General features: G+C 69.0%; 9 protein-coding genes. 5 read left to right on the forward strand and 4 right to left on the reverse strand.

Annotated features, from left to right (window positions below; translation table 11 throughout):
• Positions 1-215 precede the first annotated feature (215 nt).
• The 3 genes from KY572_RS05870 (at position 216) to KY572_RS05880 (ending at position 5,224) form a co-directional block, all read left to right on the forward strand.
• Complete coding sequence (locus tag KY572_RS05870) at positions 216-1,628, forward strand: hypothetical protein (protein WP_224241257.1); 1,413 nt, start codon at positions 216-218, stop codon at positions 1,626-1,628.
• Between the two features lie 157 nt (positions 1,629-1,785).
• Positions 1,786-3,672, forward strand: a complete 1,887-nt coding sequence (locus KY572_RS05875; RefSeq protein WP_224241258.1) for a hypothetical protein — start codon at positions 1,786-1,788, stop codon at positions 3,670-3,672.
• Between the two features lie 154 nt (positions 3,673-3,826).
• Complete coding sequence (locus KY572_RS05880; protein WP_224241259.1) at positions 3,827-5,224, forward strand: FAD-binding oxidoreductase; 1,398 nt, start codon at positions 3,827-3,829, stop codon at positions 5,222-5,224.
• A 20-nt stretch (positions 5,225-5,244) separates the two neighbouring features.
• On the opposite strand, the gene KY572_RS05885 is transcribed toward KY572_RS05880, so the two are convergent.
• The 4 genes from KY572_RS05885 to KY572_RS05900 form a co-directional block, all read right to left on the reverse strand.
• Complete coding sequence (locus KY572_RS05885) at positions 5,245-6,498, reverse strand: porin (RefSeq protein WP_224241260.1); 1,254 nt, start codon at positions 6,496-6,498, stop codon at positions 5,245-5,247.
• A gap of 255 nt (positions 6,499-6,753) precedes the next feature.
• Entirely contained in the window at positions 6,754-7,269 is a 516-nt protein-coding gene (locus KY572_RS05890; RefSeq protein WP_224241262.1) for a hypothetical protein, read from the reverse strand.
• 225 nt (positions 7,270-7,494) lie between these two features.
• Positions 7,495-10,188 (reverse strand): PQQ-dependent sugar dehydrogenase, encoded by a 2,694-nt coding sequence (locus KY572_RS05895; RefSeq protein ID WP_224241264.1) that lies wholly within the window; start codon positions 10,186-10,188, stop codon positions 7,495-7,497.
• A gap of 51 nt (positions 10,189-10,239) precedes the next feature.
• Positions 10,240-10,869 carry a carbonic anhydrase gene (locus KY572_RS05900; protein ID WP_224241266.1) on the reverse strand — a complete coding sequence of 210 codons (630 nt, stop codon included), beginning with the start codon at positions 10,867-10,869 and terminating at the stop codon, positions 10,240-10,242.
• 57 nt (positions 10,870-10,926) lie between these two features.
• Between KY572_RS05900 and KY572_RS05905 the strand changes: the two genes are divergently transcribed.
• On the forward strand, positions 10,927-11,454 hold the full coding sequence (locus KY572_RS05905) for a YidH family protein (RefSeq protein WP_224241268.1): 528 nt from the start codon (positions 10,927-10,929) through the stop codon (positions 11,452-11,454).
• 196 nt (positions 11,455-11,650) lie between these two features.
• Positions 11,651-11,941 (forward strand): hypothetical protein, encoded by a 291-nt coding sequence (locus tag KY572_RS05910; protein ID WP_224241270.1) that lies wholly within the window; start codon positions 11,651-11,653, stop codon positions 11,939-11,941.
• The last annotated feature ends 97 nt before the right edge of the window (positions 11,942-12,038 follow it).

A 12,038-nucleotide genomic window follows, 5' to 3' on the forward strand; every position in this document is an offset into this window, starting at 1 on the left:
AGGGTGTCTCGCGGCTGGGACACCCCTGTCCTTGGCCTGGGACAGTCGGGCGCCTCCCAGAGAGAGCCGCTCCTTTGCAAACACAGACTGTCTCCATTCTGGGACAGTCAAAATAGTTTCGAAAGACAAACAACCATTATTTCCGGGGTGCGAAAACAGGTTTGTGGGCTGCGCCATCGCCCTACCAACACTTACCCCCTATCTCGGAGAACGTCATGATTGGCTCTACCCGGTCGGTTCCTAGCTACTCGGTCACCTCCCGCCCCGCCGCCACCTCGTACGCGCCCGCGACCCAGAGCCGCGAGACGCTCTCCGCCCAGAGCCTGAGCGACAACCCGGTCCTCCGCTCACTCATGGGCCAGAGCGGGTTCGATGGCATCGGGAGCGCCAGCCAGCTCGGGCAGGACGGTGGGCTCGGCCAGGTGGCGGCGGTGCTCCAGCAGCTGGTGGGCATGCTCCAACAGGTCCTCGGCAATCAGGGCGGGCTGACGCCTGGCCAGGGCTCGGCCCAGCAGGTGGGGGGCACGGCGGGCACGGCCGGCACGGCGGGCTCCAGCGGCTATGGCAGCTCAGGTGCCAGCAGCTACGGAGGAGGCTACGGCGGGTACGGCAGCGTCGGCGGCGCTGGATACGGCGGTGGTGCCTACGGGACCGCCGGCAGCGGCTCGCTCCCCGCTCCTGCCGATCAGTCGGAGTTCGCCAGCTATCTGTCGGCCGCCACGCGACGGGGCAAGGGCCAGAACGGCAACATCGCCCAGAAGGACGCCCTGGCTGGCACCCGCTTCGGCCAGATCAAGGACGGCAAGCTGTTCGACGCCGCCGTCGCTCGCGGCTATGCCTATCAGTTCGCCGCCGTGGCCAAGGGCTACAACGCCAGCTCCCCGGATGGACTGGCGGCTGGCGCGGCGGCCTTCTCGCGCATGAGCCCGGACGCGCAGGCCTTCATGCAGGTGGCCGCCGTCTACAAGGGCGACCTCGAGGGCGGCGCCAAGAACTACAACAACGGCAAGCTCAAGGAGCTGCTCAAGAAGGCCGGCTATCCGGGCGCCAACAACCCTGGCGTGGGCAAGACCGACATCGAGACCCTGGGCGCGGTGGCCGACGCCCTCGACAAGGGCCTCCTCTCCCTGAATGACGTCATGCAGAGCGGCGCCATCAAGGACATGGGCAAGTACCAGAGGGTCATCAACTACGTGCAGGGCGGCCAGTTCGCCCAGGCCCTGGCCCAGTACGACGCCACCCCCATCCAGGGCGGCAACGGCGGCGCGGGTGGCACGGCAGGCACGGCAGGCACGGCGGGCACGGCGGGCACGGCCGGCACAGCGGGCACCGCTGGCTCCGGCGGCAAGCACGGTGGCACCGCGGGCACGGCCGGCACGGCGGGCTCCGGTGGCAAGCACGGTGGCACGGCGGGCACGGCCGGCACCGCTGGCTCCGCCGGCGCGCAGCAGACGCCGAGCTCGGGGAACTACTTCGAGACGCTGCTCCAGACGCTCCAGCAGATCCTGCAGCTCATCCTGCAGCTCCAGCAGGCCCAGGGCGGCGAGCAGCTCCCGCCGTCCAACGACCCGGGCATCCCCGTCACCACCCCGCAGCCCCAGCCGATGCCGTCCTACGGCGGCTACTGAGCCTGAGCCTCGCGGTCCCGAAGTGACACGGCCCGCTTCCCTCGAGGGAGGCGGGCCGTCGTGCATTCAGGAAAGCCCCGGTCAGCGCTCCCGGCTGTCCGTCGCGACCTGGCGAGATGGGCAGTCAGCGTCCGCGCGCATCTGCTATGTGCCATCCGTGGTGAGACTCCGTCTTCGCGGCGCGCTCGGAACCGGCCTCCTCCTCCTGGCATGGGGCAGCCTGCTCGTGCAGGTGCTGCGCCACTTCGCCCCGGGGAGCGCCTCCGTCACGGACTGGAATTCGGACGCGGCCATCCCCGTGCTGCAGTCGAACGATCCCGTCTTCGATGCCTTCCGTCTCTATTATTACGGGCAGGATCGCATCGGGGCATGGCCGTGGCTGCTGGGCCAGGGTTGGCGTGCCCTCACGGGCTTCGACTGGACGCCCTGGCGCGTCTTCGTCTGGCAGGCCACCTGGGCGTGTGGCGCGTGCCTCGCGCTTCGAGGGCTCCAGCGGCAGGCCGGGTGGCTGATGGCGTCGGCCTTCGCCGCGCTCGCGCTGCTCTCACCGCTCTTCCAGGTACAGCTCTTCGCGCTCAGCCAACCCTTCAGCTGGCAGCTCACGGCGCTCTTCCTCGCGTGGCTGACACTGACGCGGCTGCTGCGAAGCCTGGCCGAGCCCACCTCCGGACGTGGCGCCACGTGGCTCCAGGCCGCCGCCGCCGCGCTCTTCTCCACGCTGGCCTGCTGGACCTCCCCTACCTCCGGCCCTCTGCTCCTGGTGGCCGTCGTGGTGGAGGGCGTTCGCGTGGGGCTGGGCAGTCCCTCCGTGCGGCGGCGCTGGCTGCTCCTGGCCGCGCTCGTCCCGCTGGCGGTGGGCATCTCCTTCGAGTCCTGGACGCGCCACCTCTTCCACCGCTTCGCGAAGCGGCACTTCGGCTACGCGTACTCCACGCCCTTGAAGGTGGACAAAGGCTTCCTCGCGGAGAACGCCAGGGCCATCCTGAGCCGCATCGTCGAGGATCCGCTGGCCCCGGTGGTGCTCCTGGGCTTCGTGGCGGCGCTCGTGGCGGCAGGGTACCTCCTGCTCCAGCTTCGCCGACGCGCCCTGGAGGCGCACCGCCCCGAGACGGAGCTGGCGTTCCTCACGATCGCGTTCGTGGGCGGGGCGCTCGCCAACGCCGCCATCGCCACCCTGGTGCTCCACGTCCGCCTGAACGACTACGACATCCGGTACCTGGTGCCTACGCTCGTCCTCGGCATCCTGGCCGCGGCCTCGGGCGTCACCCTCGCCTTGCACCTCGTGCCAGTCCTGCGCGCCCGCGCCGCGGGGCTCTCGGCGCTCGCCGCCCTGGGGCTCTTCGCCTCGAGCCACCTGCTCGTACCGCCTCGCGTTCCGGAGCCGACGCTGGAGCTGGCCCAGGCCGCCACGGACGCGGTCACCGCCCGCGCGGGAGAGACGGTCCTGCTCGGGGACTACTGGGACACGTACCTGCTGGGGTCGCTCGATCCCGAGCACCGCCTGCTCTCCGTCTCGGTGGATGGGGACTACCTGCGCACCCCCTTCTGGGTCCCCCGCGTGCGCGAGGCCCAGCACGTCCTGGTGGCGCTCTACCAGGGGCAGCTCGCCGGGAGCGCGGAGCGTCCCAACCCGTGGCTGCTGCAGTACGGGGCACCATTCCAGCTCGAGGACGCGCGCTGGGCGGTCCACCCGCCCTTCGTCTTCGCCCGCTACCGCAGTGCCCGCTCCCAGGAAGTCCCGCTGCGCCAGGAGTCCGCGAAGGCATTCACGCCTTGCGAGCCCGACACCACCGTGACCTTCCACTTCGAGCTCCCCGTGGAGCGGGGCGTCCTCCTGGTGAGCACCAACGCGCCGACGAGCGGCACCGTGGCGCACGCACCCGAGGGAGCCCAGGCGCGGCTGGAGGGAGTGGCCAGCCTGTGGCTCCTGCAGTTCCAGGGCGGGACCCGTCCGTTGCGCGAGGTGACACTGCGGACCGGCCCGGAGCCACGCCCTGGAGGCTGCTGGTACCGAGGAGTCACGCTCCTGCGCCTCGAGGAGTGAGCGCTGGTCATCCCCAGGGGCCCGACGCTCGAGCCTTCGGCCCCGGCATCCCCTCCCCGCGTGTTGGGCAACCGAGCGGACGAGGGCCCGTCCGAAGGGACCTCACTCACCGAGCGCCCTTCACTTCACCACTCTGTGAGAGCGGAGGAATGGAATGCACACGGAGTCGGCTCTCAGTGCGCGCTGGTTGGAGAAGCCCGCGCGGCACGATGCGCTTCACGCGGCGAAGGTCGAGCGGATTGCACGGCAGCTGCGGCTACGGACGAGCACGCAGCCTGTCTCCCTCAAGAAGAAGACGCCGCCGCACCAGGTCCCCAAGCGCCATGATCGTCGGCGCAGCGACGAGAAGATCGATCTGAGCGATCTCGACCAGATCCTCGAGATCGATCCGGTGGCGATGACGTGCACCGCCGAGCCCGCGGTCACCTTCGACGAGGTGGTCCGCGCGACGATGCGCCACGGGCTGGTGCCCATCGTCGTCCCCGAGCACAAGACGATCACCCTCGGGGGCTCCGTCGCGGGGTGCTCCATCGAGTCCATGTCCTTCCAGTATGGAGGCTTCCACGACACCTGCCTGGAGTACGAGCTCATCACCGCGAAGGGCGAGGTGCTGAGCTGCTCCCCGGACCGGCACGCGCTCATCTTCCAGATGATCCACGGCTCGTTCGGGACGCTGGGCATCCTCTCGAAGCTGAAGTTCCGGCTGGTGCGCGCCGCGCCCCACGTGCACGTGAAGTACGAGACGTACACCACGCTGGACGCCTTCCAGCAGGCCATCTGGCGCCACTTCACCGCCCAGGACGTGGACTATATGGACGGGCAGATCTTCTCGCCGACGAAGCACGTGCTCTGCCTGGGCCGCTTCGTGGAGAAGGCCCCGTACGTCAGCCGCTACGACTGGCTCAAGGCGTACTGCGAGAGCATCCCCAAGCGCTCCGAGGACTTCCTGACGACGTACGACTACCTCTTCCGCTACGACCGGGGCGTCACCCACGTCACGCCGAAGAGCCTCGTCGGCCGGGCGCTGTTCGGCAAGCTGGTGCACTCCGACAGCATGCTGAGGGCCGCGGACCGCTTCCACCGCTTCCTGCCGGCCAAGAACCCATCGGTCATCGTGGACGTGTTCGTCCCCTTCTCGCGCACGGCCGAGTTCATGGACTGGTACCACCGCGAGGTCCACTACTACCCGGTGTGGTGCGTGCCCTACCGGCGCATGCGAGACTATGAGTGGCTCTCGCCCCGCTGGTGGGCCGGCGTGAATGATCCGCTCTTCCTCGATCTCGCCGTCTACGGGCTCAAGCAGCAGCCGGGCCGCAACTTCTACAAGGAATTCGAGGGCGAGCTGCTCCAGGTCAACGGCACCAAGACGCTCATCTCGTACAACTACTACGACGAGCAGACCTTCTGGAGCCTCTGGAACAAGGCGACCTACCAGGCGGTGAAGCAGCTCACCGATCCGGACAACATCTTCCGGGACCTGTACACGAAGACGTGCCGGGCGGCGCTCGGGCTGCAGGAGCAGTCGCCCTCCGGAGGGGCCACGGTGCACTGAGGCCCCGGCCCGGGCCCATCTCAGAAGGTGGCGTCGAGCTGGAGACGGGCCTGGTGCCGCGGATCCCCGTCCGTGGAGCCGAAGATGTAGAAGTAGTCGGCCTGCACCTTGAAGGCGTGGCCGTTCAGGTAGAGGTTGAGGCCGCTGCCGAGCTGCTTGCCCTGGGTCTGGACGAGCTGCACCAGCTGCGGATCCGTGGCGCCCCGGGAGAAGAGCTTGTCCCAGCGCGCGGTCACCTCCAGCTGGGAGTTCAGCAGGTAGCCGGCCTGCACGAAGTAGCCATGGCCGGAGCGCGTGGGCTCGCGCGTGACGGTGCCGTTGGTCTCCTTCTCCAGCACGTCCTGGCTGGCCTTGCGCCACAGGCCCTCGGCCAGCAGCGAGAAGCCTCGGTACTTGAACACCAGGTCCGCGGCGAGGTGGGTGTAGTTGACCGTCCCGGCGGTGAAGGCCGTTCCGATCGTGCTCTGGCTGCGCGAGGTCCGGTAGTTGTAGGCGCCCGCCACGCCCAGGGCCAGCCGCGGCTTGTCCGCGCGGGACAAGTCTCCCTCCTGATCTTCGTCGAAGGTGCCGAAGGGCCGCAGCGTGAGCCGCAGCGAGGTGAGCGGCCCGGCGGCATACGCCGCGAAGCGGTTGCGCCCGTCCCCGCCACCGAGGAAGAAGTTGTAGCCGAGCAGCTCGTTGAGCCCGAAGAGGTTGGTGGACGAGAGCATCACGCCCACGTCTCGATCGAGGTTCAGCTCTCGCACCGCTATCTGACGATCGGCGAACTGCAGCGCGAACTCGCGGATGGTGCGGGCCCGGTCGAAGGGCACGAAGAACTGCCCGACGCGGATGTTCAGATCCCGGAAGCGGGTGTAGTCCACGTAGGCATCGAAGATGGGCGAGCTGCTGCCCGTGTCGAAGTCGTTGCCGCCGAAGGCCAGCTGGATGGTGTAGCGGATGTCCGGCGACAGGATATTGCCGGCCACGGAGAGGCGCAGCGTCCGGACGTTGATCTCACTGGTGTCGCTGTCGCCAAAGTGGACATACGTCTCGCGAAGCTGGATGCGCGCCCGGACTCCGAAGGAGTACTTGCCGTCCGCGGTCTTCACGACGATGCCCTTCCCGGGCTCCGCGGTGACGGTAGGCGGCGGGTTGGCCGGGGCCTGCGAGGCAGGAGCGCTCGCGGGAGGCGCTGCGGCCTCCTGGGCCCCGGCGACAGCTCCGAATCCCAGCCACAGTGCGACAAAGAGGGTGAACGCGCGCGAGGTGCGCGGAGAGACATGTGAAGACATGAGAGGTTCTCGAGTCACCGGTACCGCGAGGATGCTTCCCACCGCTCTGGCACAGGCTTCGTGGTGGAGCGGAGGCTCACTTCTGACATGCAGAGGAGCAGCAACAGCGGTGACAGGCCTTCATCATGTATCCAGCCAACATAACGGACACTCGCAGGCGCTTCAACGGCAAAGCGTCCGTTATCACGGATGCGGGCGCTCGACGGCCCTCCTCCCAGGAACACCTTCCCAGGGAGGAGGTTGGAACGCGCCGTCTCAGTTGCGCGTGAAAGTCACCGTCCCGTTCTCCACGGAGCAGTTGGCGCCGAAGCCGCTCCTGAAGGTTCCAGAGATGGTGCCGCTCGCCTTGTTCTTGTCCGTCACGGTGGTGAGCTTGATGGAGAGGTCCGTCTCATCCTCCCGCGTGGAGGCCTTCTGGTTGTCGGAGCCCTTCAGGGGGAAGGTTCCGCTCAGGTCCAGCTTCGCGTTACTGCCCGTCCCGCCCATGTAGTAGTTCACGTCGGTCTGGGCCTCGAGCGCGCTGTTCTGCCCGGTGAGCGCCACCGTGAACTGCGTGGTGTAGTTGGCGGTCTTGATGTTGCCGAAGCCATGATCGCACCGCACGCCGTACTGCAGGGCGGCGTCCCACGTCCCGGCCCACGCGATTGTCTCACTCTGCGGCGGGTTGCCGGCCGGCGGATCGTTGTCGGTGTCCCCTTCGGTGCCCCCGCCGCAGCCGATCACCATCGTGGAGAAGAGTCCCAGCGCAGCACCCAGAAAGAATCGCTTCATGTGTTTGTCCCCTTGGCATGTCGCGCATCGGCCCTTGCCGGCGCGAACGGGGACACCCAGGGCAAGCGAAGTGCCACGAGGCCTCCGGGGGAAAAAGCCCCCGGATTTCATGCGGATGGGCGCCTGAGGCCCCAGCGAGCCCCGTGGGTGCGGGGAAGAACGTGCCAGGACTGGCACGCGCTCGGGGCTCGCCTGGGGCCGCGCATGTCATAGCGGTGTCGCGGCTCAGTCCGCCTGGCGTCGCGTCCGCTTCCGGCGCAGCACCAGCAGCAGCCCCAACCACCCCATCGCCCCCGCCGAGCCCGCGCCGCAGCCACAGCCTTCCGACGCGTCCTCCGGCGGCGGCTCCGTCCCGCCGTCCTGCTGCACCCCTCCGTCCTCCTGCATGGGCGGGACACACTCGCCATCCCCCACGCACACCTTGACCTCGACCGCCGCGCTCCTGCCGCCGGTGTCGTAGACGACCATGCGCACCTGGTGCGCGCCAGGCCGCAGGGACGTCGTGTCCCAGCGGTTGTGCTCACCGCCATAGTGGTAGTGGCCTGAGCTCTGCGCATCCGTGCTCGAGAGCACGCCGTCCACATAGAACTCCGCCTTCGTGCAGCCCACGTCGTCGAAGCAGTCCCCGAAGAACTCCGCCGCGGCCCCGGAGACGCGCTCCTCCTCCGTGGGACGCGTGAGCACCGCGCGGGGCGCCTCGTCCGCCTTCACGAGGACCTGGAAGGACTGCGTGGCGTCCGGCTGCACCCCATTGCTCGCCCGCACCGTCATGTCCACGGTGCCCACCACCTCCGGGCTCCAGACGAGGACGCCGCTGCTCGCGCCGATGCTGGGGCCCTGCACGCTGCTCGTCAGCGAGAAGGTCGGAGCGGGCAGTCCCTCGGCCACCACCTCGTAGCGATACGGCGCCCCCACCACCGCGGAGGTGACGGGCGTGGACACGATGGTCGGAGCCGAGGGGTCATTGTCCCGCACGGTGACGGCCAGCACGCGCGCGTCTCCTCCCGGTGCGGCCACGGTGAGCGTGGCCGTGTCCTTGACGTTGTCCGCGTCCTCCGCGGCGGCCACGGTGACGGTCTGCGGCGTGCTCCAGTTGCTGGGAGTGAAGGAGAGCGTCGCGCCGCTGGAGATCGTCACGTCCGCGTCCCCCGTCGTTCTCCCCACCGTGACGGAGACGTTCTGCCCGGGGGCCTTGGAGAGCGCCACCGTGAAGGTGTTGGTCCCTCCCTCATCCACCGTCAAGGACGCGCTGGACAGCACGATCCGCGCGGCGTTGTTGTCGATGGACACCACTCGCACCGTCTCGGAGGCCAGCCCCTGCGCGGACACGGTGAAGTCCGCGATGTCGGCGGTCGCGTCCGCATCCTCCACGGCGGAGAGCGTGACGACCTGGAGCTGGTTCCAGTTGGCCGGCGTGAAGGTGAGCTGCGAGCCGCTCTCGATGCTCAGATCCGCGTCTCCCGAGGCCCGCACCACGCTGACGCTGACGTCCGCCGTGGGAGCCTGGGCCAGGCGCACGGTGAACACGGCCTTGCCGCCCTCGACCACGTTCAGGTTGAGCGCCGAGACGATGAGCTTCTGCCCGGCAGCGACAGGCTGGACCCGCGTCACCGCGCCCGAGGTGACGCCCACGAAGTACAGCGCGCCATCCGGCCCCACGTCGATGTCCACGACCTGGGTGAAGCCCGTGCCCCACGAGTCCACCGTCGCCACCGAGCCATCCGCGGCCAGCGTGGCACGCACCACCCTTCCGGAGTTGTAGTCCCCGAAGAGGAAGTTGCCCCGGTACTCGGCGGGAAGGAGCGTGGAGTCGTAGAAGACGCCTCCGGTGATGGAGCCGCCCAGGTTCTGCGTCGCCGCCGTGCCCCCGCCGCTCGTCGCCTCGGGCCCGGCCTGCGCCGCCGTCCACGTGGTGGGGCTCGGGACGCTGGCCACGTAGACATCCCCGTTGAAGCTCGCGTCCGTGACACCCGACACGGTGATCTTCTCGCCCTTGCGGAAGCCATGGGTCGCGGTGGTGGTGAAGGTGACGGTGCCTCCGCTGCGCACGGCGCCGTTCGCGTTGAGGGTACGCGTGTCCGCGCCGTTGGTGCGGTACTTGATCACGGGCGTGATGAAGCCGTTGGGCTGATTGTTCTCGTAGTCGTTGTAGCCGGCGTGATCGCCCCGGTTCGTGACGAAGATCTGCTCGTAGCCCGTACCCACCGAGTTCACCCAGAGCTTGCCGGTGCCCGGCTGGAAGGTGAACGTGAAGGGGTTTCGGAAGCCGCGCGCCCAGACGTACTCGCTGTTGGGCCCCACCCCATCGTTGAAGGGGTTGTCATTGGCGGGCGTGCCATCCGGATTGGCCCGGCTCACCTTGGCTGCCATCGAGGTGAGATCCGCGTCCACCCCCGTGCCATTGCCCAGGTCGCCGATGGCCCAGTACAGCTTGCCGTCCGCGCCGAAGCCCACGGCCCCGCCATCATGGTTGTTCCCCGCGGTGGGCAGGTTGTCGACGACCACCGTGCGAGCGATGCCCACCCCGTTGGAGTCCGTGTAGCGGACGATCTGCTGCTTGGAGGCGGTGGCGGTGACGAACAGGTAGACGTAGCGGTTGACGGCGTAGTTCGGATCGAACGCGATGCCGATGAGGCCGCACTCGCTGTTGGTGTGGACGGTCTCCGTGGCGAACGTGGTCGTCACCAGGTTGTTGCCGGACGTGACGAGCTCCCCGTCCCGCATCGTCGCGATGCGCACGACGCCGTTCTTGTTGAGGAGGAAGAGACGCCCCGAGCCATCCGGCGCCCACGCCAGCCCCGTGGCGGGGGTGAGAGCCGAGGAGGAGTAGCGGGTCTCCTGGAAGCCCGTGGGCACCGCGGCCAGCACGGGAGACGCCAGGAGGCCGAGAAGAGCGAGACAGAAACGAGTTGAGCGCATGGCTCACACTCATAGTACGAGCCACGGCCACATCCGAGTGTTCTTCGTCGGCTACTCCGGCACGCCCTCGAAGAACTCCACCCGGCCGCTCACCAGATCATACTCCGCGCCCACCACGAGCAGGCCGTCCTCGTAGACGAGCTTCTCGAGCAGCTGCGAGCCGTGGCGCAGGGCGGACACGCTGGCGCGCACGTTGGCGCGGGTGGCCTCGCGCCGCAGCGCCGCGGGCTGGTGGGCCAGCTCGGTGTGCAGCAGCGGCACCACGCTGGGCCGCACGCGCTCGACGATGGAGCGCAGGCCGGGAGACTGCTTGCTCGGCGGCTCCGTCATCGCCTCGAGCGTGGCGTCGATGGCGCCGCACAGGGTGTGGCCCATGACGACCACGAGCCGGGCGCCGTGCCGCTCCACGCTGAACTCCACGCTGCCCACCTGCGAGGGAGCGACGATGTTGCCCGCCACGCGGATGACGAACAGCTCTCCCAGGCCCACGTCGAACACCGTCTCGGCGGGCACGCGGCTGTCCGAGCACCCGAGGATGACGGCCCACGGCTGCTGGCCCTGGGCGAACTCCGCGCGCCGAAGGTTGCTCAAGAGCGACTCGGCGCTCAGCACGTTGGATGCGAAACGGGCGTTACCCACCTTGAGCTTCTCGAGCGCTTCCTGGGCAGTGAGCGTAGGCACGGGCGGCGCATCTACCGCGCTTGCGGGATCGGGCAAAGCCTTTGTGGAGGGCCGCGCGTGGGTGCCCACATCCCGCGACACCGCACCGGGTTGCGCCAGGGCCCTTGGGACGGGTGTGATGGAGAGGTGAGCCACCCCGCCGAGCAACTCCCCAGCCCTCCTGCACCTTCGGCCCTGCCGCAGCCTCTCACCGTCGTCCCACCGCGGCCGGCGCGGGATGCGCGCTACGACTGGGCCGCGGAGCGAACCTTGCTGGCCTGGGTCCGCACCGGCCTGGCGCTGATGGGGTTTGGCTTCGTGGTAGCCCGCTTCGGCGCCTTCATGCGGGCCCTGGGCCTCACGGCTCCGGGGGTGGCTCCCGACGAGAGCCACTCGTATGCCTCCATCGCGGCCGGCGTCCTGATGGTCGCGCTCGGCATGGCCACCCACCTGGTGGCGGTCCGCCGCTTCCTGCGAAACCACCAGGCCCTCTCGCGTGGGGAGCCGATTGATCCCTCTCCCGTGGGCCCCGCGGGACTGGCGATCCTCGCCGCGGTGCTCGGCGCCGGGTTGGCTGTGCTGCTGGGGCTCACCCTCCTGGGCTGAGCGGTTGCTGTCGCCGGCCCAGGGGCTGGCCGTTTGCCGAGCTCGCTCCGGCGCCTCCGCGGGGAACCCTGCAGGATGGAATTGGCGTGCGATTCCAACCAATGACTGCCGCGTCAACTCACTCATTCTCAGAGGTGGGAGCGCCAGGCTCCAGGGGCGCTCCGCCTCGGCCCCGCGACAGCGCTATGCTGTCTCCATGAGAAACCTGCGCCTTGGAGTGCTCGCAGCCGCGCTCTTCGTGACGGCTTGCGCGACCCTCGCTCCGGACTCCACCCCCGGGCGGCCCAACAGCACCAGCTCCATGCGGAGCTCCCAGCAGAGCCAGCCCAAGGATCCGCGTGATTTCGTGGGGGACCCGACCATCGGCGCGGATCCTCCCCGCCCTCCCGAGAAGCCGCTGTGCCGGCTGCAGTGCGGCCCCAACATGCACTGCGACAACTCCGGCTTCGTCGAGCGCTGCGTGCGCGACGAAGAGCAGAAGCCTTGAGCAGGCCGTAGCGGCCACGGCCAGGCTCCACCGGCGGCTGCCACGCAATCCCTACTGGCCGTCCTTGCCTCGCTCGCACCTGGCGTCCTGCTCCTCC

Source organism: Hyalangium gracile (genome assembly GCF_020103725.1).
In the GTDB taxonomy this organism is placed as follows: domain Bacteria; phylum Myxococcota; class Myxococcia; order Myxococcales; family Myxococcaceae; genus Hyalangium; species Hyalangium gracile.

What these genes read in the sequence shown, in the direction of transcription:
- KY572_RS05870 (WP_224241257.1), top strand. Translation starts at nt 216, where the DNA reads ATGATTGGCTCTACCCGGTCGGTTCCTAGCTACTCGGTCACCTCCCGC.
- KY572_RS05880 (WP_224241259.1), top strand. Translation starts at nt 3,827, where the DNA reads ATGCACACGGAGTCGGCTCTCAGTGCGCGCTGGTTGGAGAAGCCCGCG.
- KY572_RS05885 (WP_224241260.1), bottom strand. Translation starts at nt 6,498, where the DNA reads ATGTCTTCACATGTCTCTCCGCGCACCTCGCGCGCGTTCACCCTCTTT.
- KY572_RS05890 (WP_224241262.1), bottom strand. Translation starts at nt 7,269, where the DNA reads ATGAAGCGATTCTTTCTGGGTGCTGCGCTGGGACTCTTCTCCACGATG.
- KY572_RS05895 (WP_224241264.1), bottom strand. Translation starts at nt 10,188, where the DNA reads ATGCGCTCAACTCGTTTCTGTCTCGCTCTTCTCGGCCTCCTGGCGTCT.
- KY572_RS05910 (WP_224241270.1), top strand. Translation starts at nt 11,651, where the DNA reads ATGAGAAACCTGCGCCTTGGAGTGCTCGCAGCCGCGCTCTTCGTGACG.